This is a genomic window from Brachybacterium sp. AOP43-C2-M15 (assembly GCF_052446295.1).
Taxonomy (GTDB): domain Bacteria; phylum Actinomycetota; class Actinomycetes; order Actinomycetales; family Dermabacteraceae; genus Brachybacterium.
The window spans coordinates 266,190-287,708 of record NZ_JBQSWB010000004.1; the positions used below are offsets into that span (position 1 = coordinate 266,190).

A 21,519-nucleotide genomic window follows, 5' to 3' on the forward strand; every position below is an offset into this window, starting at 1 on the left:
TATGGGGCTCGTCCCCCGCTGCCCCGCCCCTGTCTGGGACCATGTCGCCATGTCGACTCCCGCCCCGCCGCCCCGACACCTGCCGCCCAGCGACCCCGCGACGCCCACGGGTCTGCTCGCGGGACGACAGGCCGCCAGGATCCGGGCGATCGTCAGCGCCGACCTGCTGCCCGAGGAGCGCGCCTCGGCCGACGCCCTGGTGATGACGGCCTGGCTGACCGCGGCGCAGCGGGCCCGCTACGCGCAGAGCCTGCGCGCGGGCCACCACCCCGAGGAGTTCGCCCAGCGCCTGGCCGACGAGCGCCGCGTGGTGCTCGAGGAGGGTGCGGACCCGGTGGCCGACGAGGCCGCCTCCGCCGCCGACGCCGAGCGGAGGGCGCGGCAGGTCCCTCTGCGCGCGGCGGAGACCGGGCTGCTGCTGGTGGCGCTCGGCTGCCTGGTGGCGACCGTGGTGCTGGGCCTGCGCGGCGAGGGCTCTGCCATCGCAGACCGCGTCCCCGAGCAGGCGCCGTGGCTGCTGGCGGTCATGCTCTCCGCTGTGCTGGTCGCGGCCGTCCTCGGGAGGATCGCGACGCGTCGGAGGGACCGGGCGCTGCTGGACTGGGCCGTCTCTCGGCCCGGCCAGCTCGGTCGCGGCCTGCCGCTGCGGCGGCCGCTGCAGGGAGAGTCGGCCGGGCCCGTGATCGTCGCCGCGCTCGGGCCGGCGCTGCTGGTGGGCGCCGGGGTGCTCGCGATCGTGGCCGGAGCGGCGATCCTGCTGATCACGCTGATGATGGGGGACGAGAGCGGGATGGGTCCCTACGCGCCGTGGGTGCTGGGCGGCGGCGCGGCGGCCCTGGTCGCGGCCGTGCTCGCCGTCTATCTGCGCTCGCGGCGACAGCTGCGGATGGTCCGCCGCGCCCGGGCGGCGGAGTGGATCGGACCGACGCCGCACGTCGAGGCGCCGCCCGCGGTGTGAGCAGCCCGCGGTGTGCGCCACCCGGGGTGCCGCGCGCTCAGCTCACGCGCTCCGCGGGCCCGTCGGACCCCTCCCTGGAGCCGCTCTCCACCGCACCGTCCTCCACTGCGGCGTCCTCCACTGCGGCGAGACCCTCGGCGCGGGCGTAGCTCTCCCAGCGGGCGGCGACCGGCACGCGGCGCAGGTCCGCTCCCGCCAGGGCGCACAGCGCGCCGAGGGCGGTGATCACGGAGAACAGGAGCATCGTGGGAAACGGCCCGGCGAGCTCGAGGCCCCAGCCGGCGAGCGCCGGCGCGAGAGGCATCAGTCCCATCGACACCAGGCCCATCAGCGAGCTGACCCGGCCCTGCATCGCCACCGGCGTGATGTGCATGAAGAAGCCTTGGGTGGCGGCGTTCAGCGGGGCGAGACCGAGTCCCATCACGGCATAGGCGGCACCGATCCAGACCATGCCGGGTGCGAAGGGGATGGCCACGCCGACCGCCGCCATGACGACCACAGGGACGATCGCGAGGACCCCGGTGGGCACGGCGTCGACGAGGCGCGGTGCCGCGATCGCCCCCAGCAGGATCGCGGCGGCGAGCACGGTGTTGAGGATCCCGATGCGGGCGGCGGGGATCCCCTCCGAGGCGAGGTCCAGCAGCACCGTGAGGATCAGCCCGTTCGCCCCCAGGTTCACGGCGAGCGCGACCCCCATCACCTGTCGGCGGATCCGCTGGGAGAGGCTCCAGACGACGGCCTCGCGCAGGTCCTCCAGCACCCGGGTGGGGGCGGCATCGGCGGCGCGTGGACGGTAGCGCCCGCGCATGGTCAGCGTCGCGAGCAGCGAACCGAGGTTCCCCAGCAGCTGGGCGAGCGGCGGGCAGAGGATCGAGACCCCCAGCAGCGCGCCGCCGAGCGGTCCCGACCCCATCTCGACCGCGGCCTCGCGCCCCTCGTTCACCGCGAAGGCGCGCGGCAGGAGGGCGGGAGGCACGATCTGCTTGAGCATCGCGTTCGAGGCGCCGCCCAGCAGGGCGCCGCGGAGACGATCCGCGAAGGCGAGAGCGGCGAGCGTGGCGAGGCTCCCCCAGCCCAGCGCCAGCACCACGATCAGCAGGGCCTGGACGAGCACGCCGGTCGCGCCCGCGAGCAGGCGCAGTCGTCGGCGCTCGCAGCGGTCGGCGAGCAGTCCGCCGGGCACGATCCCGATGAGCAGACCGAGCCCCTGGACCAGGCCCACGATCCCGGTCGCGCCGAGCGACCCGGTGACCAGGAGGGTGATCAGCGGGAAGGCGAACATCCCGATGCCCGCGCCCAGGTCGAGGCACAGGTCCCCCACCAGCCAGCGGCGGTACTCGGGGTTCGCGCGCAACGTCGGTGCGGCGGGAGCGGTGGTCGTCATATCGGGAACACTAGTCCCGCACCATCTGTTGCGCAATGCTTCGTGCGCACTTGATGGTGCCCGATCGCGGATCCTCCGTAGACTGCGGGGATGAGCAGCGGGACGAAGGACGGCGACGCCGGGGCCACGCACAGCGGGAAGGACGACTTCGCGACCCGCGATCAACTGCGCGCCATGGCCCACCCCCTGCGGCTGGAGATCATGGAACGCGTCGGACGGCGGGGCACGGCGCGGGCGGCCGACGTCGCCGCAGACCTCGGGATCCCCGCGAACTCGGTGAGCTACCACCTGCGCATCCTGGCCCGCGGCGGGGTCGTCGAGGAAGCACCCGAGGCGGCCCGGGACCGGCGTGACCGCGTCTGGCGGCTCACGCAGCTCTCCTTCGAGCACGGACGCCGCACCGGCGGTCCGGACAACGACCCGGAGGCGACCGACGTCGAGTACCTCGACGCCTCCGGAGCGACCTCGCTCGCGGCGTTCGAGTGGATTCGCTCGGCGTGGAACGCCGAGATCGCGCGGTACCGCTCCCGCGACATCGCCCCCGAGGACGGTCTCGGCTCCCTGTTCGCGACATCGCTGCGGCTGTCGAAGGAGCAGATGCGCGAGCTGAACCGGACGATCAATGCAGCGCTGCACGAGTACCAGCTGATCAATCGCGACGAGCTGGGCGCGAACCTGCCGGGCGATCCCGAGTCCGATCAGGAGGCGTACACCTTCAAGGTGCTCTGGGCAGCCGTCGGCGAGCTGTCACCGCAGCAGGAGCGCTCGCGCGAGCGGCGGGAATCCGGTGACGGCGCCACGGACGGAGGCGAGGCGCCCGGTTCTCAGCCCTCGGACGGCTCCTCCACGGCGAGCCCCTCCTCGCGGGCGTAGCGCTCCCACTGCGGTGCCGTCGGCACCCGGCGCAGGTCCGGACCCAGCAGCCCCACCAGCACCCCGGCCCCGAGCACCCCTGCGAAGACCAGCATGGTGGCGCGCAGGCCAGCGAGCTCGAGCCCCCACCCTGCCACGGCCGGTGCCAGCGGCATCAGCCCCAGGGAGACCAGGCGCATCAGGGCGCTGACCCTTCCCTGCATCGCGACCGGCGTGATGTGGGTGAAGAATCCCTGGCTGGAGGCGTTGATCGCCGGCAGCCCGATGCCCAGCGCCGCGTAGGCAGCCCCGATCCAGAGCATGCCCGGGTCGAAGGAGAGGAACACCCCCACCAGGGCCATCAGCGCCACCGGGGAGATCGCGAGCGCACCGGTGGGGATCGTGTCCACCAGGCGCGGGGCGAGGAACGCACCCAGCAGGATCGCGGCGGCGAGCACGGTGTTCAGCACCCCGATGCGGGTGGCCGGCACCCCGTCGGCGGCCAGGCCCAGCAGCACCGCGAAGAGGAGTCCGTTGGCGCCGAGGTTCACGGCGGAGGCGAGCGCGAGCATCTGCAGGCGGATCGGCTGCGAGACCATCCACGCGAGCGCCTCGCGCAGGTCGTCCCGCACCCGGGTGGGGGCCGCCCCCTCGGCCCGCGGGCGGTACCGCCCGCGCATCGTCAGCGTCGCGAGGACGGAACCCAGGTTGCCCAGCAGGTGGGCGAGCGGCGGGAAGACGATCGACAGCCCCAGCAGCGCGCCGCCGACGGGCCCCGAGGACATCTCGACCGCGGCCTGGCGCCCCTGGTTGACCGAGACCGCCCGCGGCAGCAGGGCGGGCGGCACGATCTGCTTGAGCATGGCGTTGGAGGCGTTGCCCAGCAGCGTCTCGCGCAGGCGGTCCGCGAAGGCGAGGGCGGCGAGGGAGACGACGCTCCCCCACCCGGCCAGCAGCACCAGGATCAGCACGACCTGGACCAGCGCACCGGTGGTCCCGGCGAGCAGCCGCAGGCGCTGGCGCTCGAAGCGGTCCGAGAGCAGGCCTCCCGGGACCATCCCGACCAGGGCGCCGAGCCCCTGGACCAGGGCGACCAGACCGGTGGAGCCGAGCGAGCCGGTGACCAGGAAGGTGATCAGGGGGAAGGCGAAGGCGCCGATCCCGGTGCCGATGTCGGCCAACAGATCGCCGGCCAACCACTTGAGGTACTCGGGCGTGCGGCGCAGTGGCGGCGGGGCGGGGGCACCTGTCATGGGAGGGGATCCGCCGGGTCCGATGTGCTGTTCGCCGCGAGCGGCGAGATGGACGCGACCTCTCGCGCCCGCTCTTCGTAGACTCGGGCCATGACCACGACGACCACGGGTTCCCCCGCCACCACGGCCTGGGGCATCGCGCTCACCACTCTCGCCGCCGACGGCTCCGTCCTCGACGCATGGTACCCCTCCCCCCAGCTGGGCGAGGCGCCCCATGCTCCCGAGAACCACCCCCTCCACGAGCAGCTCAGCGCCGCGGCGCGGGCGGACGAGGTGCGCGGCACCACGCAGGAGGTGGCGGTGCGGGTGATCGACCTGAGCGCCGCTCCGGCCGACGCCGCCGACGCCTACCTGCGCCTGCACCTGCTCTCCCACCGCCTGGTCCGGCCCAATGCCCAGAATCTCGAGGGCCTGTTCGGGAAGCTCGCCAACGTGGTGTGGACCTCGGAGGGACCCTGCGCGGTGGCCGGCTTCGAGGAGACCCGTCTGCGCCTGATCGCCGCCGGCCGCACGCCGACGGTGCTCAGCCTCGACAAGTTCCCGCGGATGGTCGACTACGTCCTGCCCACCGGCGTGCGGATCGGCGACGCGGACCGGGTGCGCCTGGGCGCCCACCTCGCCGACGGCACCACCGTCATGCACGAGGGGTTCGTGAACTTCAACTCCGGCACCCTCGGCACCTCGATGATCGAAGGCCGCATCTCCCAGGGCGTCGTCGTCGGCGACGGCTCCGACGTGGGCGGCGGCGCCTCCACCATGGGCACCCTCTCCGGCGGCGGCACCGAGCGCGTCAGCATCGGCCGCCGTTCCCTGGTGGGCGCCGAGGCCGGCGTGGGCATCGCCCTCGGCGACGACTGCGTGGTCGAGGCAGGGCTGTACGTCACCGCGGGCACCAAGGTGGAGCTGGTCGGCGAGACGGTCGGCGAGTCCCGCGTGGTCAAGGCCCGCGAGCTCTCCGGCACGCCGAACCTGCTGTTCCGCCGCAACTCGCTGACCGGCGCGGTGCAGGCGGTGGCCCGCGAGGGACAGACCGTCGAGCTCAACGCCGCGCTCCACTCGAACTGAGCGACGGGGACCGCGAGAGATGGCCGGCGGCTCCCGCGCGCGCCCCGCAGCGCGCAGGGCCACCTCGCGCAGGCCGCGCGGCGCCGCTCGCCACCTCGTGGTCCCCCTGGTCATGGTGCTGGCGTTCGCGGGCATCGCCGGCGGCAGCTACATCGCCCTGCAGCGCTACGGATCCCCCGCCCATGAGGGCACCTGCGTCGCGACGGGTCTGGGCACGAGCCACCGCTACACCACTGATCGGGTCGCCAACGCGGCGCTGATCAGCGCGACCGCCGTGGACCGGGGGCTCCCGCCGCGCGCGGCCTCGATCGCGCTGGCCACTGCGTACCAGGAGTCCCAGCTGCGCAACATCGACTACGGCGACAGGGACTCGCTGGGGCTCTTCCAGCAGCGGCCCTCGCAGGGCTGGGGCACCGAGGAGGAGATCATGGACCCGATCTACTCCACCAACGCCTTCTACGACGTGCTGGAGACGATCGAGGGCTACGAGGGCGGGGACATCAACGACGTGGCCCAGGAGGTGCAGCGCTCGGGCCACCCCGAGGCGTACCGCGACCACGAGACCGAGGGACGGCTCTACGCCTCCGCCCTGACCGGGCAGAGCGGCGGGAACCTCCTGTGCACGCTGGGCGAGGTCGGCTCCACCGTCTCCCCGGAACAGGTCCGCGCCGAGCTCGACCGGCAGTTCCCCCGCGCCGTCGAGTCCGGTCGGCTCTCGACCGCCCTCGCCTCCGCGGCCTCCGTCGCACCGCAGCTGCCGGACGGTGCCGGCGCGACCGCACTCGTCATCGACCCGGACGGCGACGAGATGCTGGGCTGGGCGCTCGCGAACTGGGCCGTCGCCCGGGCGGCCGACGACGGCGTGGTGCAGGTGTCCTACGGCGGGCGGGTCTGGGACCGCTCGCGGGCCGGCGAGCGCGGCGAGGAGCCCGGCAGCTGGGACGCGGTCGACGGCGGAGACGCGGAGCGCGTCGTGGTGCTGGTGGGAGGCGGCTGACGCGGGAGTGCCCGGCGGCTCCGCGCGCGAGGCCCTGGCCCCCGCGATCTCCTGGACGCCCGGTTGCCGGAGGTCGGAGGATGGGTGCATGGCATCCCCTCGAGAACACCGCGACGTGAGCCGGCGGCCGGACGGCGGCCCCTCCCCCTCCGCCGCCCACCCCGGGTCCCAGGATCTCCTCGCGACGCTGCCGCAGACGGAGGCGATGGTTCCGATCCTGCCCTGTGCCGACGCGGACCGGGCGATCGACTTCTACCGCGAGCTGGGGTTCTCCGTGCTCCATCGCCAATCCACGCCCTACCTGTACATCGCCCTGGCATGGCGCGGGATCTCCCTGCACCTCGACAGGGTCCCGGAGGGGGTCGACCGTGCCCGTGAGGACTTCGCCTGCCTGATCACGGTGGACGACATCACCCCGTACCACCGGCACTTCGCGGCCCGGCTCAAGGAGCGCATGGGCCGCGTCCCCGCCACCGGTCGTCCGCGCCTGACGCGGCTGCGACCCGGTGCCAGCCGGTTCACCCTGGTGGACCCGGACGGCAACGGGCTCATCGTGGTCCGACGGGACGAGCCCGCCGCACTCGAGTACGGGGGCTCGCACACGCTGACCGGGCTGGCGAAGGCCCTCGACAACGCTCGGATCCTGCGCGACTACCGCCTCGACGCCCGCGCCGCGTTCCGGGCGCTGAGCTCCGCACTGCGCCGACCGAAGTCCGGGGACCGGCGCGAGGACCGCGCCGTCGCGCTGTCCTGGATGATCGAGCTCGCGTCCGAGGCCCAGTCCTCGGACCGGATCCCCGCCCTGGTCGAGGAGCTGCGACGCGAGCAGCTGACCGGATCCGAGCTCGAGCAGGCCCTGGCCACGCTGTCGGACCCGGAGGCGGTCCGACGCCTGATCGACGAGGAGCCGTGAGCGGCGCGGCGAGGGCCGGCGATGGAGCCGGGATCCCCGGGGCGAGCCCCGACCGGGCGGGAGGCACGAACGTCGGCGGCCGTCCCTGCCGGGCGGCACCCTGCCGACGTGCGCCGGTCAGTGATCCAGACGGCGCTCGCGGGCCAGCTGCTCCTGATGCGCGCGGTGCTGCTCGGCGACCTCCGAGGCGAGCTGCTCGAGCCGGAGCTCGGTGGTGCCGGTGCGCTGCTCCATGTCGACGTACTCCCGCTCCGCATGCCCGGTGTAGATCTGCCGCGGGCGGCCGATCTTGGTCTCGGGATCGTGGATCATCTCCTGCCACTGCGCGATCCAGCCGGGCAGGCGGCCGATCGCGAACAGTACCGTGAACATCTCCGTGGGGAAGCCGATCGCCTTGTAGATGAGCCCGGTGTAGAAGTCGACGTTGGGGTAGAGCTTGCGCTCGACGAAGTAGTCGTCCTCGAGCGCGATCTCCTCCAGCTTCATCGCCAGCTCGAGGCGGGAGTCGTTCACGCCCAGGCGCTCGAGCACGTCGTCGGCGATCTTCTTGACGATGCGGGCGCGCGGATCGTAGTTCTTGTACACCCGGTGGCCGAAGCCCATCAGGCGGATGCCGTCCTCCTTGCGCTTGACCTTCTCCATGAAGTCGCGCGGATCCATGTCGCGCTCCTGGATCTCGTCGAGCATCTCCATCACGGCCGCGTTGGCGCCGCCGTGGGCCGGGCCCGAGAGCGCGCCGATCCCGGCGGAGATCGAGGTGAAGAGGTTCGCCTGGGCGGAGCCGACCAGCCGCACCGCGGAGGTGGAGCAGTTCTGCTCGTGATCCGCGTGCAGGATCAGCAGCTGCTCCATGGCGCGCACGATCACCGGATCGGCGATGTACTCCTCGACCGGGAACCCGAAGGTCAGGCGCAGGAAGTTCTCGATCAGGGAGAGGCGGCTGTCCGGGTAGAGCAGCGCATGGCCCTGGGCGATCCGGTGGGCGTAGGCCGACATCGTGGGAGTCTTCGCGAGCAGCCGCAGCGAGGAAAGGCGCACCTGCTCCTCGTCGAAGGGGTCCAGCGAGTCCTGGTAGAAGGTCGACAGCCCGGTCACACCGGCCTGGAGCACCGCCATCGGGTGCGCGTCCCGGGGGTAGTTGTCGAACATCCGCTTGAAGCGCTCGTCCAGCAGCGTGCGCCGCTCCACCTGGGCGACGAAGTTGTCCAGCTGCCCCGCGGTGGGAAGCTCCCCGTTGATCAGCAGGTAGCTCACCTCGAGGAAGCTCGACCGTTCCGCGAGCTGCTCGATGGGGTACCCGCGGTAGCGCAGGATGCCCTCGTCGCCGTCGATGTAGGTGATCGCGGACTTCGCGTTCGCGGTGTTCATGAAGCCGGGGTCGTAGGTGACCTCGCCGGTCTCCTTGCGCAGGGGACCGATCGCGATGCCGGAATTGCCCTCCACGGCCGGGACGATCGGCAGGTCGAGGGACTGCTCCCCCAGGCTGAGCTGAGCGGAAGACGTGGGCTGATCCATGGGCTCTCCGTTGTGCGTGGTCGGATCGGGAGGCGCGGGGCGCCGGGTGGTCTAGAGGCGCCGGAGACGCCGGGCGGCGGTGTCGATGCGCTCGTCGGTCGCGGTGAGGGCGACCCGGACGTGCGCCCCGCCCCCGTCACCATAGAACATCCCGGGGGCCACCAGGACGCCGGCCTCGGCGAGACGATCGACGGTGGTCATCGAGGGCTCGCCGAAGGTGGTCCACAGGTACAGCCCCGCCTGGGAGTCCTGGATCGTCCCGCCGGCGGCGCGCAGCGCGGGCTCGAGCACGGCCCGGCGGGCGCGATAGATCTCACGCTGCGCGGCGGGCGCCTCGTCGTCGCCGAGAGCGGCGGTCATCGCGGCCTGGAGCGGACCGGGCAGCATCATCCCCGCCTGCTTGCGCACCGCGGTCAGCTCGCCCACCAGCGCCGGGTCGCCGGCCACGAAGGCGGCGCGATAGCCGGCGAGGTTGGACTGCTTGGACAGCGAGTACACGCACAGCAGGCCCTCGAGCGAGTCGCCGGCCACGCGGGGGTCCAGCACCGAGGGGACCTCGTCCACGGTCCACGGCAGCAGGGCGTAGCACTCGTCGGAGGCGACGACGATCCCGTGCCCGCGGGCCCAGCGGACGATCGCAGCCAGCTGCGCGGCATCGAGCACCGCACCGGTGGGGTTCGACGGGGAGTTCAGCCACAGCAGGGAGATCCGCGCGGCGGCCGAGGGATCGGGCAGCGCAGCATCGCCGTGGGCGGCCAGCGCCGCCATGTCCAGCGGCATCGGCTCGGCGCCGACGAGACGGGCCCCGATGTCGTAGGTGGGGTAGGCGATGTGGGGGAACGCGACCGCCTCGCCCGGCCCGATGCCGAGCTGGAAGGGCAGGTGGGCGACGAGCTCCTTGGAGCCGACCGTGGGCAGCGCCCCGTCGGCGTCGAGCACGGCGGGCGCGCCGCGGTGGCGACGGGTGAAGTCGACCAGGGCCTCGCGCAGGGCAGGGGTGCCGATCGTGGTCGGGTAGCCGGGGCTGTCGCTCGCGGCGGCCAGCGCCTCCCGCACGGTGGCGGGCGTCGGGTCGACGGGGGTCCCGACGGAGAGGTCGACGATGCCGTCCCGGTGGGCGGCGGCGCGCTGCTTCGCGGGGGCGATCGTGTCCCAGGGGAAGGCGGGCAGGCGGGCGGCGAGCCCGCGGCGTGCGGTGGTCACGGATCAGTCCAGGGGGTTCGGCTGCGGGGGCAGGGCGGCCACCAGCGGGTGGTCCTTGTCGATCACGCCCATCTTCGCCGCGCCGCCGGGGGCGCCGAGATCGTCGAAGAACTCGACGTTGGCCTTGTAGTAATCGGCCCACTGATCGGGGGTGTCGTCCTCGTAGTAGATCGCCTCGACGGGGCAGACGGGTTCGCAGGCCCCGCAGTCCACGCACTCGTCCGGCTGGATGTACAGCATGCGGCTGCCCTCGTAGATGCAGTCCACGGGGCACTCGTCGACGCAGGCGCGGTCCTTGACGTCGACGCAGGGCAGGGCGATGACGTACGTCATGAGCGGCTTCCTTCCGTCGGAGACGGCCCCCATCATCTCATCCCGACCCCTGCACGGACCCCTGCGCGGGGCCGGTGGCGGCGGAGGTGACGGGATGCACAGATCTCCGCGGGAGGCGTGCCGGGGCACGGAGGGATAGCCTCGGGCGATGACTGTGCACGACGACCATCGGGTCCGCGCCGGCTGGGCGCCCTTCCTCCAGGCGGGGCGCCGGGTCGTGCTGCGCTACGCGATCGACCGCGAGCGCTCCCCGCACGGCGAGACGATGACCGATGCCCTGGGCACGATCCTCGAGGCGGACGAGCGCACGGTGCGGGTGATGACCCGCCGGGGTCAGGTGCGGGTGCCGCGGGCGCTCGTCATCGCCGCGAAGGAGGTCCCGCCCCCGCCGGTGCGGCGGCAGGGGCCCACCGCGCCCTGAGGACGTAGTCGATCCCCGAGACCGCGTGCAGCACGACCCCGATCCAGAACAGCACCTGCGCCGCGGGCACCAGGGCGGGCGCCCAGGCCGCCGCGGCGACCAGCAGGAACACCGCGCTCATCAGCACGAAGGTGCGGACCTTGCCGAGCCACGAGACCGAGATCCGACCGCCCAGCGCCGCCGACGTGGCCAGCACCGCCATCGCGAGATCGGCGAGCACGATGATCGCCAGCGCCGCCCAGGGGACCAGGCCCGCGACCGCGAGGCTCAGCACGATCGCCGCCAGACCGATCCTGTCCGCGATCGGGTCGATGACGGCGCCCGTGCGGCTGGCCTGGTCCAGCAGCCGCGCCAGCAGCCCGTCCACCCAGTCGGTCAGGGCCCACACCAGCAGCAGCACGACGGCGAGCGTGTCCGGCCCGTCCAGCAGCAGCACGCACACCGGGCCCAGGAGCAGGAAGCGCAGCAGGGTGACGAGGTTGGGGATCGTCGCCCAGTCGGAGCGCGGTGGGAGTGCCATGGGCTCAGCGCGTCCGGGTCCGGCGCCGACGGGCGAGGGTGATCGCGGCCGCGGCCGCGAAGGGGACGACCAGCCCGATGCCCTGCACGATCCACCCGGAGTACTGGACCTGGTCGCCGAGCGCCGCGGGGAGAAGCACCCCGCCGCCGACCCCCTCCCCCAGGAAGGGCACGGCCAGCACACCCCAGAGGCAGCCCAGCACCAGCAGCGGGAAGCGGGACCCGGTCGCGGCCCACAGGAACAGGCAGATGACCACCTGGAGGGCCGCGCCGAACAGGAGCCCGACCGGCAGGTCGACCCCGAGCAGTCCGGCCTCGAGGCGATGCGTGGTCAGCAGCAGCATCACCGAGATGACCGCGAGCACGACCGCCATGGCCGCCTGGGAGAGCCGCGAGCCGATCGACTCGTCGCCGACCGTCCGCGACGGCTGCCCCGACGGGGCCGCCGCGGGCGACCGCGGGGTGGGCGGCACGTGCGGGGTGGTCACCGCATCACTTCCCGGACTTGGCCTTCGAGTGGGCACGACGACGCTCGTTCGCGTCGAGGATCACCTTGCGGATCCGGACGACCTCCGGGGTGACCTCGACGCACTCGTCCTCGTTGCTGAACTCGAGGGACTCCTCGAGGGTGAGGCGGCGCGGCGGCACCAGGTTCTCGAAGGACTCGGAGGAGGCCGCGCGCATGTTCGTCAGCTTCTTCTCCTTGGTGATGTTCACGTCCATGTCGTCGTTGCGGGAGTTCTCCCCGACGATCTGGCCGGCGTACACCTCGGAGGTGGGCTCGACGAAGAAGGAGCCGCGCTCCTGGAGGTTGATCATCGCGAACGGCGTGACGCTCCCGGCGCGGTCGGCGATCAGGGAGCCGGTGGCGCGGAACTCGATGTTCCCCATCCACGGCTCGAAGCCGTCGGCGTAGGAGGAGGCGATCCCGTTGCCGCGGGTCTCGGTCATGAAGCGGGTGCGGAAACCGATGAGGCCGCGGGCGGGCACCACGAACTCCATGCGCACCCAGCCGGAGCCGTGGTTGCTCATCGTCTCCATGCGGCCCTTGCGGGAGGCCATCAGCTGGGTGACGGTCCCGAGGTACTCCTCCGGGACGTCCACGGTCATGCGCTCGACGGGCTCGTGGACCTTGCCGTCGATCTCGCGGGTGAGCACCTTGGGCTTGCCCACGGTGAGCTCGAAGCCCTCGCGGCGCATCTGCTCGACCAGGATCGACAGCGCCAGCTCGCCGCGGCCCTGCACCTCCCAGGCGTCGGGGCGCTCGGTGGGCAGCACCTTGAGGGACACGTTGCCGACCAGCTCCTGGTCGAGGCGGTCCTTGACCTGGCGGGCGGTGAGCTTGTGCCCCTTGCCGTTCTTGCCGGCCAGCGGGGAGGTGTTGATGCCGATGGTCATCGAGATCGCGGGGTCGTCGATCGCGATCAGCGGCAGCGGACGGGGATCGGCGAGGTCGGCGAGGGTCTCGCCGATCATGATCTCCGGGATGCCGGCCACGGCGACGATGTCACCGGGGCGGGCGGCGCGGGTCATCGGCTCGCGCGAGAGGCCCTTGGTCTCCAGCAGCTCGGTGATCTTGACCTGCTTGACGGTGCCGTCCTGGGTGCACCAGGCGACCTGCTGCCCCTTGGACAGCTCGCCGTTCTTGATCCGCAGCAGCGCGAGGCGGCCCAGGAACGGAGAGGCGTCGAGGTTGGTGACGTGGGCCTGCAGCGGCACCTCGTCGTCGTAGCTCGGTGCGGGGATCGACTCCAGGATGGTCCTGAACAGCGGCTCGACGGTCTCCTCCTCGGGGAGGGTGCCGTCGGCCGGCTGGGTGGTCGAGGCGCGGCCGGCCTTGCCGGAGGCGTAGACGACCGGGACGTCGAGCACGGCGTCGAGGTCGATGTCGTCCATCTCCTCGGAGAGGTCCGAGGCAAGGCCCAGCAGGAGGTCGGTGGCCTCGCCGACGACCTCCTCGATGCGGGCGTCGGGGCGGTCGACCTTGTTGACCACGAGGATGACCGGCAGCTTCGCGGCGAGCGCCTTGCGCAGCACGAAGCGGGTCTGCGGGAGCGGCCCCTCGGAGGAGTCCACCAGCAGCACGACGCCGTCGACCATGGACAGCCCGCGCTCGACCTCGCCGCCGAAGTCGGCGTGGCCGGGGGTGTCGATGACGTTGATGGTGATGCCGTCGGGCTCGCCGACCTCCGCGGCCGACGGGCCGACGTAGCGGATCGCCGTGTTCTTGGCGAGGATCGTGATGCCCTTCTCGCGCTCCAGCTCGCCGGAGTCCATCGCCCGCTCGTCATGCTTGTCGCGGTCGCCGAAGGCCCCGCCCTGGGTGAGCATGGCGTCGACCAGGGTGGTCTTGCCGTGGTCGACGTGGGCGACGATGGCGACGTTTCGCAGATCGGTGCGGTGCTGGATGGTCATACGCAGGTGCTCGTTTCAGGGTGCGAGAAGGGTCGAGGACCGTGCAGCGCCCGGTCGCACGGCGCGTGCGACCCGCTCCAGGGCCTTGGCGAGTCTATCCGCCGTGCGGCGTCCTGCCACCGGTCACGCGATGAGACCTTCGACGCGCTCAGGAGCGGCCGAGGCACGGATGGCTCCCCCGTCCGAGCCGAGCTCGTCAGACCGCACCGCCCCGCGCGGACGGCCGGTCGTCGTCTCCGGTGGGCCGCCGTGCTTCTGGCGACTCCTCCTCCGAACGGTCCTCGGCGAGCGTGGTGGGGGCGTGCGCCTCCTCGAGGGCGCCCAGGGCGTCGGAGCCCGCCAGCTCGATGGTGCGCCCAGGGATCGCGTCCAGCAGACGACGGGTGTACTCCTCCTGCGGATCCGTGAAGACCTTCTCGGTGGGGGCCTGCTCCACGACCCTGCCGTGCTCCATCACCAGAACGTCGTCGGCGATCTGGCGCACGACGGCGAGGTCATGGGTGATGAACAGGTAGGACAGCCCCATCTCCCCTTGCAGATCGTTGAGCAGCTCGAGCACCTGGGCCTGCACGAGCACGTCGAGCGCGGAGACGGCCTCGTCGCAGATGACCACCTCGGGCTCGAGTGCGAGCGCACGGGCGATGGCGACGCGCTGCCGCTGCCCGCCGGAGAGCTCATTGGGGTATCGGTCCATCACTCCGGTGGGCAGTGCCACCTTGTCGAGCAGGTCGCGCACCCGGGCGATGCGCTGCTTGCGGCTGCCGATCCGATGGAGCCGCAGCGGTTCCTCGACGGTTCGGTAGATCGAGTACGTGGGATCGATGGTCCCGTACGGGTTCTGGAAGATCGGCTGGACGCGCCGTCGCAGCGAGAAGAGCTCCTGGCGCGACATCCCGGCCAGATCTCGCCCCTCGAAGCGGACCTGCCCCGACGTCGGGGTAAGCAGCTTCAGCACCATCTGCGCGACGGTCGACTTGCCCGAGCCGGATTCCCCCACGATCGCCGTGGTCGTCCCCCGGCGCAGCCGGAAGGAGACGCCGTCGACGGCGGTGAACGGTGTGGGCCTCACCCATGGGGCATGCCCGCGGAGCGGGAAGACCTTGGTGAGATCGTCGACCGCGATGATCGCGTCACCGTCGTCGTGGACCGGGGACGGCGCAGCAGTGCCGCCGCGGGGGTGCTTGCCGGCGCCCGTGCGCTCCGCCGGACTCTCAGACGCCGGCCGCTCCTCGACCTCCCCCGCCCCGGCGTGCCGTCTCGCGGCCTCGACGGCCTCGCGCCGCACCTCTGCCCGCTCCGAGGCGGAGACCAGCCGACGGCTCGCGAGTGAGGGGGCCGCCGCGATCAGCCGCTGCGTATACGGATGGCGAGGATGCTGCAGCAGCTCGCGGGCAGGTCCCGACTCGACCACGTGGCCGCGGTACATCACGACCAGATGCTGGGCGCGCTCGGCGGCGAGCCCCAGATCGTGGGTGATCAGGAGCACCGCGGCACCGAGGGTGTCGGTCAGGCCGTCGAGATGGTCGAGGATCTGTCGCTGCACCGTCACGTCGAGAGCACTGGTCGGCTCGTCGGCGATCAGGAGGGACGGGCGGGCCGCGAGACCCATCGCGATCAGCGCGCGCTGTCGCATGCCGCCCGAGAACTCGTGCGGGTACTGCTCCGCACGTCGCTCGGGATCGGGCAGCCCGGCTTCGGCGAGCAGCTCCACCACCCGGGCATCGGCCTCCTTGCCGGTGGCGACGCCGTTGGCGACCAGCGTCTCCTTGATCTGGAACCCGACGCGCCACAGCGGGTTCAGGTTGCTCATCGGGTCCTGCGGGACCAGCCCGATCTCGCTGCCGCGCAGCGCGAGGATCTGCCTGCGCGTGGAACGGGAGATGTCCTGCCCCTGGAAGTCGATCCGCCCGCCGGTGATCGCCCCGTTGCGCGGCAGCAACTGGGAGACGGCCATCGCCGTCGTGGACTTGCCCGAGCCGGACTCGCCGACGATCGCGACGGTCTGTCCGGGGTGGACGGTCAGGTTCGCGCCGCGCACTGCGGGCACGCTTCCGGTGGAGGTGCGGAAGGTGACGTCGAGGTCTTGGATGTCCAGCAGCGGCTGCCCGTTCCGGGTCTGCCGCCGCTCGGTGTCCGCGGTCCGGTTCATCGCTTCTTCGCCTTCGGGTCGAGGACATCCCGGACCGCATCGCCCATCATGATGAAGCTCAGCACCGTGATCGCGAGCGCGCCGGCCGGGTAGAACAGGAGGGTGGGACGGTCGCGCAGCGAGGACTGCGCCTTCGAGATGTCCATGCCCCAGGAGACGGACGAGTCGGGCAGGCCTACGCCGAGGAAGGACAGCGTCGCCTCCACCACGATGTAGACGCCGAGGTTCACGGTCGCCGTGACGATCACGGGAGCGACCGCATTGGGCAGGATGTGCCGCAGGAGATTCGTGAACCTCCCGGCGCCGAGTGCGGTGGCGGCGGTGACGAACTCGGCGTTCTTCACGCTCATCACCGAGGACCGGGCGATCCTGGCGATCGCGGTCCAGCCGAAGACGACCATCACCGCGACCAGCAGCATCACGCCGGCATGCTGTTTGAACAGCTGCATGATCACGATGGCGCCGAGGACCAGCGGGACGGCGAAGAAGATGTCCGTGAAGCGGGAGAGCACCGCATCGAACCAGCCGCCGAAGAATCCGGCGATCGCTCCGATCATGCCCCCGAGGATCACGACGCCCAGTGTGGTGAGCACACCGACGCTGACGGAGGCCCGCGCACCGTAGATCACCCTCGCGTAGACGTCGCAGCCCTGCTTGTCGAAGCCGAACGGGTGACCCGGCTGCGGGCCACCGTAGCTGTTGGCCAGCACGCAGTAGCGCGGATCCTGGCTCGTGAACAGGGTGGGCAGCAGAGTGACGATCAGGATGAAGACGATCAGCATCCCGGAGACGAGGAAGACCGGGTTCCGGATCAGCGAGTGCCAGGCTTCGCCCCACAGCGAGCGCGGTTCCCTCTCGGTGTCGACGGCGTCGACGGCCTTGAGGGTCACCTCTTCGGCGGGGGCGACGAAATGGTCCTGACCGGGCAGGGTCTCAGGCCTTGGAGTCATAGCGGATCCTCGGATCGAGAAGGGCGTACACGATGTCGACGATCAGGTTCGCGACCACGAACACCGCGACGAGCAGGGTCACGATGGTGACCACCTTGGTGCTCTCGCCGGTGCGGATGGCGTCCCAGAGGTGGAAGCCGATCCCGGGGATGTTGAAGATGGACTCGGTGACGATCGCCCCGCCCATCAGCATCCCCAGGTCGATGCCGATGTAGGTCACCACGGGGATCAGAGAGTTGCGCAGCACGTGGGCGCCGATCACTCGGCGCCGGGTCAGACCCTTGGCGGTCGCGGTGCGCACGTGGTCCTGTCCGGCGACCTCGGCGACCTGCGTTCGGGTCAGCCGGAGCACGTAGGCGAAAGAGACCGCACCCAGAACCATCCCGGGCACCAAGAGGTTCGTCCAGCTCGGGTCCCGGCCGACGTTGACGGGCATCACCTGCAGCTGCACTCCGAGCACGAACTGCGCCACGAAGCCGAGGACGAAGGTCGGGACGGCGATGACCAGGAGGGACAGCATCAAGAAGGTGGTGTCGATCCATGCGCCCTTGCGCAGTCCGGAGATCAAGCCCGCGACGATGCCGAAGAACGACTCGAAGAGGATCGCGATGATCGCCAGCCTCAGGGTGATCGGGAAGGCGTCGGCGAGCTGGGCGGCGATCGGCTGGCCGCGGAAAGTGGATCCCAGGTCCCCCTGGAAGATGCTCAGCAGGTACAGGAAGTACTGCACCAGGAACGGCTCGTCGAGGTGGAACTCCTCGCGGATGCGCATCTGCGCGGCTTCCGGGAGCGGCCTGTCTCCGCCCAGCGCGGACAGCGGGTCACCCGGCATGAAGAACACCAGGAAGTACACGAGGAACGTCGCGCCGAAGAAGACGGGGATCATCTGCAGCACACGACGCAGCACGTACCAGGTCATGGTCGACCTCTCATCGTGGGGTCTGGTCGGATCAGGGGGAGCCGGCACCGGGCCGGGGCAGCAGCGACGGGCAGGGAGCGCCTGGGTGGCGCCCCCTGCCCGTCCCGCCGCCTCAGACCTTGGTGATCTGGTGCCAGACCGGCTGACCGTCCCAGGCGAACTCGACGTTCTCCACGGTCTCCGCGTATCCGCCTGCGGCGTTGTCGAACCACAACGGGATGGCCGGCAGGTCATGCATCAGGAGCTCCTGCGCCTGGCGCGCCAAGGAGTAGGACTCCTCCTCGTCGGTGGTGGAGAGTCCCTGCTGCAGCAGGTCATCGAACTCGGGGTTCATGTAGTCGCCGTCGTTCGACCCGCGCCCCTCGGCCGCGGCCGAGGAGAACAGCGCGGTGAGGAAGTTGTACATCGAGGGATAGTCCGCCTGCCAGCCGGTGCGGAAGGCTCCGGTGATCGTCCGCGCGGTCACCTCGTCGCGGAGCGACTTGAGATCGGGGTAGGAGTTGCCCGAGGCCTCGATGCCCAGGACATTGCGCAGGGAGTTGCACACCGCGTCGACCCAGTCCTGGTGTCCGCCGTCCGCGTTGTAGGCGAGCGTGAACGGACCCGTGAAGGGCTCCATCTCCTCGGCCTCGGCCCACAGCTCCTTGGCCCGCTCCTCGTCGAACGTGAGCACCTCGCCGCCGGGGATATCGTCGGAGAAGCCGTTGACCGAGGGGGTCGTGAAGTCCGTCGCCGGCTCGCGGGTGCCGGCGTAGATGGCGTCGGAGATCTGCTGGCGGTCGATCGCCATGGAGATCGCCTGCCGACGAAGCCGGCCCGCCTCCCCGGTGAAGTCCGGATCATCCATGTGGATCGTGAAGGTCCAGTCCCCGGCCGCGGGCTGGTTGATGGCCCGCTCCCCCAGCTCGTCCTCGAAGGAGCCCAGCGCGCTGGGCGCCATGTAGTCGATGACGTCGACGCCGCCTGAGAGGAGATCGTTGTAGGCGGTCTCCTGGTCCTGGTAGAAGATGAAGTCCAGGCCGCTGTTGGCGGGCTTGCGCGGACCCGGATAGTCGGGGTTCGCCTCCAGCTCGCAGTTCTGGTTGTGGCTCCAGGCCACGAGTCGGTACGGTCCGTTGCCGATGGGCTCCTCGCCGAAGCCCTCGGGATCGTCGAAGAAGGCCTGGGGCAGCGGGGAGAAGGCGGTGTAGCCGAGCCGGATCGGGAAGTCCGACTGCGGGGAGGTCAGCGCGATGGTGAAGGAGAGATCTCCCGTGACCTCGAGACCGGTCAGCGTGGCCTCGGGATCGGCATCGGCGCCGGAGATGTCCGCGTACCCCTCGACGGTCTCGAAGAATGACGAGGCGTACTGGCCGTTCGCGCCGTTGGCCCCGTAGTTCCAGGCATCGACGAAGCTCTGCGCGGTGACCGGGTCCCCGTTGTGGAAGGTCCATCCCTCGGCCAGGGTCACCGTGTAGTGCTGGCTGTCCTCGGTCTCGATCGACTCGGCGACCTCGTTGACGGCGGACCCGTCCGCGGCGTAGGAGATCAGGCCGGAGAACAGGTTCTGCAGGATGCGGCCGCCGTTGACCTCATTGGTGTTGGTCGGGTGCAGCGGGTTCTGCGGCTCGGCACCGTACATCAGGATGGCGTCACCGCCGGCACCGCCGTCCTCGCCGCTCTCGCCCCCGTCACCGCCTCCGCAGGCCGCCAGCGTCAAAGCGGTACCACCTGCCGCGGTGCCGAGCATCAGTGATCGTCGCGAGAAAGCCATGGGAACTCCTGGAAGAGAGGGCGGTCGTCCTTGAGATCGGCGCCCAAGGGCCGACGGCCGTCAACTGTAGTCCACTCCGCGAGCAGATCGGGGCACGCGCCGCGGGGAACGGACGATAGGCGACCCACACGGTCTCCTCAGCGGTGTTCAATGGCCGTATGACTGCTCCCACCTCTTCCTCCGCACCCATCGATCCCGCCTCGACCGACGCCTGGGCCGAGCTCGAGGCGCACTACCTCGCCCTCGAGGGCTCGCTGCGCGAATGGTTCGACACCGACCCCGGCCGCGCCGCGCGCTTCACCCACGACGCCGCGGACCTCCATGTCGACCTCTCCAAGAACCTCGTCGTCCCCGAGACCGTGGACCTGCTGCTGCAGCTGGCCCGCGAGGTCGGCGTCGAGGAGCGGCGCGCGGCGATGTTCGCGGGCGAGCACATCAACACCACCGAGGACCGCGCGGTGCTGCACACCGCGCTGCGCCGCCCGTCGGGCTCCTCCCCCTCCCTCGAGGTCGACGGCCAGAACATCGACGAGGACGTGCGCGGCACGCTGCACCGCGTCTACGAGTTCGCGCAGAAGGTGCGCTCCGGCGCCTGGACCGGCGTGACCGGCAAGCGGATCGAGACGGTCGTGAACATCGGCATCGGCGGCAGCGACCTCGGCCCGGTGATGGTCTACGAGGCGCTGCGGCCCCTCGCCCAGGACGGCCTCGAGGCGCGCTTCCTCTCGAACATCGACCCCACCGACGCCTACGCCACCACGAAGGACCTCGATCCCGAGACCACTCTGGTCATCGTCGCGTCGAAGACCTTCACCACGCTGGAGACCCTCACCAACGCCCGCCTGGTGCGCCAGTGGCTGCTGGAGTCGCTGCGGGAGAACGCGGGACTCACGGCGGAGCAGGAGAGGGAAGCCGTCGCGAAGCACTTCGTGGCCGTCTCCACGGCGCTGGACAAGGTCGAGGAGTTCGGCATCGACCCCGCGAACGCCTTCGGGTTCTGGAACTGGGTGGGCGGGCGCTACTCGGTGGACTCCGCGATCGGCACCGTGCTCGCCACCGTGCTCGGACCGGACGCCTTCGAGGAGCTGCTCGAGGGCTTCCACACGATGGACGAGCACTTCCGCACCGCCCCCGCGGAGCAGAACGTGCCGCTGCTGATGGGGCTGCTGAACGTGTGGAACGTGAACTTCCTGGAGGCGGAGACCCACGCCGTGCTCCCCTACTCCCAGTACCTGCACCGCTTCCCCGCCTACCTCCAGCAGCTCACCATGGAGTCCAACGGCAAGGCCGTGCGCTGGGACGGCTCCCTCGCCACCACCGAGACCGGCGAGGTGTTCTGGGGCGAGCCCGGCACCAACGGCCAGCACGCCTTCTACCAGCTGATCCACCAGGGCACGCGGGTGATCCCGGCGGACTTCATCGCCTTCGCCACCCCGAACCACGCCCTCGTCGACGGCGAGCAGGACGTCCACGAGCTGTTCCTGGCGAACTTCTTCGCCCAGACCAAGGCGCTCGCCTTCGGCAAGACCGCCGAGGAGGTCCGGGCCGAGGGCACCGAGGGCTCCCTGGTCGCCGCCCGCGAGTTCTCGGGCGACCGCCCCACCACCTCGATCATGGCCCCGAAGCTCACCGCCTCCGTGCTGGGCCAGCTGATCGCGCTGTACGAGCACATCACCTTCGTGCAGGGCACCGTGTGGGGCATCAACTCCTTCGACCAGTGGGGCGTGGAGCTCGGCAAGCAGCTCGCGAACGACCTCGCGGGCGCCGTCGCCGGGGACACGGAGAAGATCGCGGCCGAGGACGCCTCGACCGAGGGCCTGATCCGCTACTACCGCGAGCATCGCGAGGGCTGAGCGCCCCGGGGCCGTGCCCGGACACGAGAGGTGGGGGCGGGGCCCCAAAAGGCACCCCCCCCCCCCC

19 protein-coding genes are annotated in these 21,519 nt (G+C 71.3%); 7 read left to right on the plus strand and 12 right to left on the minus strand.

Annotated elements, in window-relative coordinates; all coding sequences use genetic code 11:
- Window positions 1-49 precede the first annotated feature (49 nt).
- The gene (locus ACT3SP_RS06425) at window positions 50-958 is read left to right on the plus strand and encodes a hypothetical protein (protein WP_444586429.1); all 909 of its coding nucleotides are present in this window, start codon (window positions 50-52) and stop codon (window positions 956-958) included.
- A 37-nt stretch (window positions 959-995) separates the two neighbouring features.
- Here ACT3SP_RS06425 and ACT3SP_RS06430 read toward each other — a convergent pair whose 3' ends face one another.
- Window positions 996-2,342, minus strand: a complete 1,347-nt coding sequence (locus tag ACT3SP_RS06430; RefSeq protein WP_444586430.1) for an MFS transporter — start codon at window positions 2,340-2,342, stop codon at window positions 996-998.
- Window positions 2,343-2,432: 90 nt separating this feature from the next.
- Here ACT3SP_RS06430 and ACT3SP_RS06435 point away from each other — a divergent pair, with 90 nt between their 5' ends.
- Window positions 2,433-3,215: a helix-turn-helix domain-containing protein gene (locus ACT3SP_RS06435; RefSeq protein WP_444586431.1), complete on the plus strand. Its 783-nt coding sequence runs from the start codon at window positions 2,433-2,435 to the stop codon at window positions 3,213-3,215.
- On the opposite strand, the gene ACT3SP_RS06440 is transcribed toward ACT3SP_RS06435, so the two are convergent.
- Window positions 3,167-4,447 (minus strand): MFS transporter, encoded by a 1,281-nt coding sequence (locus tag ACT3SP_RS06440; protein ID WP_444586432.1) that lies wholly within the window; start codon window positions 4,445-4,447, stop codon window positions 3,167-3,169. The two genes, ACT3SP_RS06435 and ACT3SP_RS06440, sit on opposite strands and share 49 nt — an antisense overlap.
- Window positions 4,448-4,537: 90 nt before the next feature.
- On the opposite strand from ACT3SP_RS06440, the gene dapD reads away from it, so the two are divergent.
- The 3 genes from dapD to ACT3SP_RS06455 all read left to right on the plus strand — a co-directional run bounded on the left by dapD (window position 4,538) and on the right by ACT3SP_RS06455 (window position 7,422).
- Window positions 4,538-5,512, plus strand: coding sequence for a 2,3,4,5-tetrahydropyridine-2,6-dicarboxylate N-succinyltransferase (gene dapD, locus ACT3SP_RS06445; RefSeq protein ID WP_444586433.1), 975 nt, complete (start codon window positions 4,538-4,540; stop codon window positions 5,510-5,512).
- A 19-nt stretch (window positions 5,513-5,531) separates the two neighbouring features.
- Complete coding sequence (locus ACT3SP_RS06450) at window positions 5,532-6,509, plus strand: hypothetical protein (RefSeq protein WP_444586434.1); 978 nt, start codon at window positions 5,532-5,534, stop codon at window positions 6,507-6,509.
- A gap of 88 nt (window positions 6,510-6,597) precedes the next feature.
- Window positions 6,598-7,422 carry a glyoxalase gene (locus ACT3SP_RS06455; RefSeq protein WP_444586435.1) on the plus strand — a complete coding sequence of 275 codons (825 nt, stop codon included), beginning with the start codon at window positions 6,598-6,600 and terminating at the stop codon, window positions 7,420-7,422.
- A 117-nt stretch (window positions 7,423-7,539) separates the two neighbouring features.
- On the opposite strand, the gene ACT3SP_RS06460 is transcribed toward ACT3SP_RS06455, so the two are convergent.
- Genes ACT3SP_RS06460 through fdxA form a run of 3 tightly spaced genes read right to left on the minus strand, consistent with a single transcriptional unit; the run spans window position 7,540 to window position 10,473 of the window.
- Window positions 7,540-8,937 (minus strand): citrate synthase, encoded by a 1,398-nt coding sequence (locus tag ACT3SP_RS06460; RefSeq protein ID WP_444586436.1) that lies wholly within the window; start codon window positions 8,935-8,937, stop codon window positions 7,540-7,542.
- A 51-nt stretch (window positions 8,938-8,988) separates the two neighbouring features.
- Window positions 8,989-10,140, minus strand: a complete 1,152-nt coding sequence (gene dapC, locus ACT3SP_RS06465; protein ID WP_444586437.1) for a succinyldiaminopimelate transaminase — start codon at window positions 10,138-10,140, stop codon at window positions 8,989-8,991.
- Between the two features lie 3 nt (window positions 10,141-10,143).
- Window positions 10,144-10,473 carry a ferredoxin gene (gene fdxA / locus ACT3SP_RS06470; protein WP_444586438.1) on the minus strand — a complete coding sequence of 110 codons (330 nt, stop codon included), beginning with the start codon at window positions 10,471-10,473 and terminating at the stop codon, window positions 10,144-10,146.
- A 148-nt stretch (window positions 10,474-10,621) separates the two neighbouring features.
- Here fdxA and ACT3SP_RS06475 point away from each other — a divergent pair, with 148 nt between their 5' ends.
- Window positions 10,622-10,894 carry a putative acetyltransferase gene (locus ACT3SP_RS06475; RefSeq protein WP_444586439.1) on the plus strand — a complete coding sequence of 91 codons (273 nt, stop codon included), beginning with the start codon at window positions 10,622-10,624 and terminating at the stop codon, window positions 10,892-10,894.
- Here the strand turns inward: ACT3SP_RS06475 and ACT3SP_RS06480 are convergent.
- The 7 genes from ACT3SP_RS06480 to ACT3SP_RS06510 all read right to left on the minus strand — a co-directional run bounded on the left by ACT3SP_RS06480 (window position 10,833) and on the right by ACT3SP_RS06510 (window position 19,599).
- Window positions 10,833-11,414, minus strand: a complete 582-nt coding sequence (locus tag ACT3SP_RS06480; protein ID WP_444586440.1) for a CDP-alcohol phosphatidyltransferase family protein — start codon at window positions 11,412-11,414, stop codon at window positions 10,833-10,835. The genes ACT3SP_RS06475 and ACT3SP_RS06480 overlap by 62 nt on opposite strands.
- Before the next feature lie 4 nt (window positions 11,415-11,418).
- Complete coding sequence (locus tag ACT3SP_RS06485) at window positions 11,419-11,901, minus strand: hypothetical protein (protein ID WP_444586441.1); 483 nt, start codon at window positions 11,899-11,901, stop codon at window positions 11,419-11,421.
- Between the two features lie 4 nt (window positions 11,902-11,905).
- Window positions 11,906-13,828 (minus strand): translational GTPase TypA, encoded by a 1,923-nt coding sequence (gene typA, locus ACT3SP_RS06490; RefSeq protein WP_444586442.1) that lies wholly within the window; start codon window positions 13,826-13,828, stop codon window positions 11,906-11,908.
- Window positions 13,829-14,024: 196 nt separating this feature from the next.
- A complete protein-coding gene (locus tag ACT3SP_RS06495) occupies window positions 14,025-15,977 on the minus strand; it encodes a dipeptide ABC transporter ATP-binding protein (RefSeq protein WP_444586443.1) in 1,953 nt (650 codons plus the stop codon).
- Window positions 15,974-16,927 (minus strand): ABC transporter permease, encoded by a 954-nt coding sequence (locus ACT3SP_RS06500; RefSeq protein ID WP_444586444.1) that lies wholly within the window; start codon window positions 16,925-16,927, stop codon window positions 15,974-15,976. Before ACT3SP_RS06500 ends, ACT3SP_RS06495 begins: the two co-directional genes overlap by 4 nt.
- Window positions 16,911-17,846 (minus strand): ABC transporter permease, encoded by a 936-nt coding sequence (locus ACT3SP_RS06505; RefSeq protein WP_444586445.1) that lies wholly within the window; start codon window positions 17,844-17,846, stop codon window positions 16,911-16,913. Before ACT3SP_RS06505 ends, ACT3SP_RS06500 begins: the two co-directional genes overlap by 17 nt.
- Before the next feature lie 112 nt (window positions 17,847-17,958).
- The gene (locus tag ACT3SP_RS06510; RefSeq protein ID WP_444586446.1) at window positions 17,959-19,599 is read right to left on the minus strand and encodes a peptide ABC transporter substrate-binding protein; all 1,641 of its coding nucleotides are present in this window, start codon (window positions 19,597-19,599) and stop codon (window positions 17,959-17,961) included.
- A 158-nt stretch (window positions 19,600-19,757) separates the two neighbouring features.
- Here ACT3SP_RS06510 and pgi point away from each other — a divergent pair, with 158 nt between their 5' ends.
- Window positions 19,758-21,452 carry a glucose-6-phosphate isomerase gene (pgi, locus tag ACT3SP_RS06515; protein ID WP_444586447.1) on the plus strand — a complete coding sequence of 565 codons (1,695 nt, stop codon included), beginning with the start codon at window positions 19,758-19,760 and terminating at the stop codon, window positions 21,450-21,452.
- The last annotated feature ends 67 nt before the right edge of the window (window positions 21,453-21,519 follow it).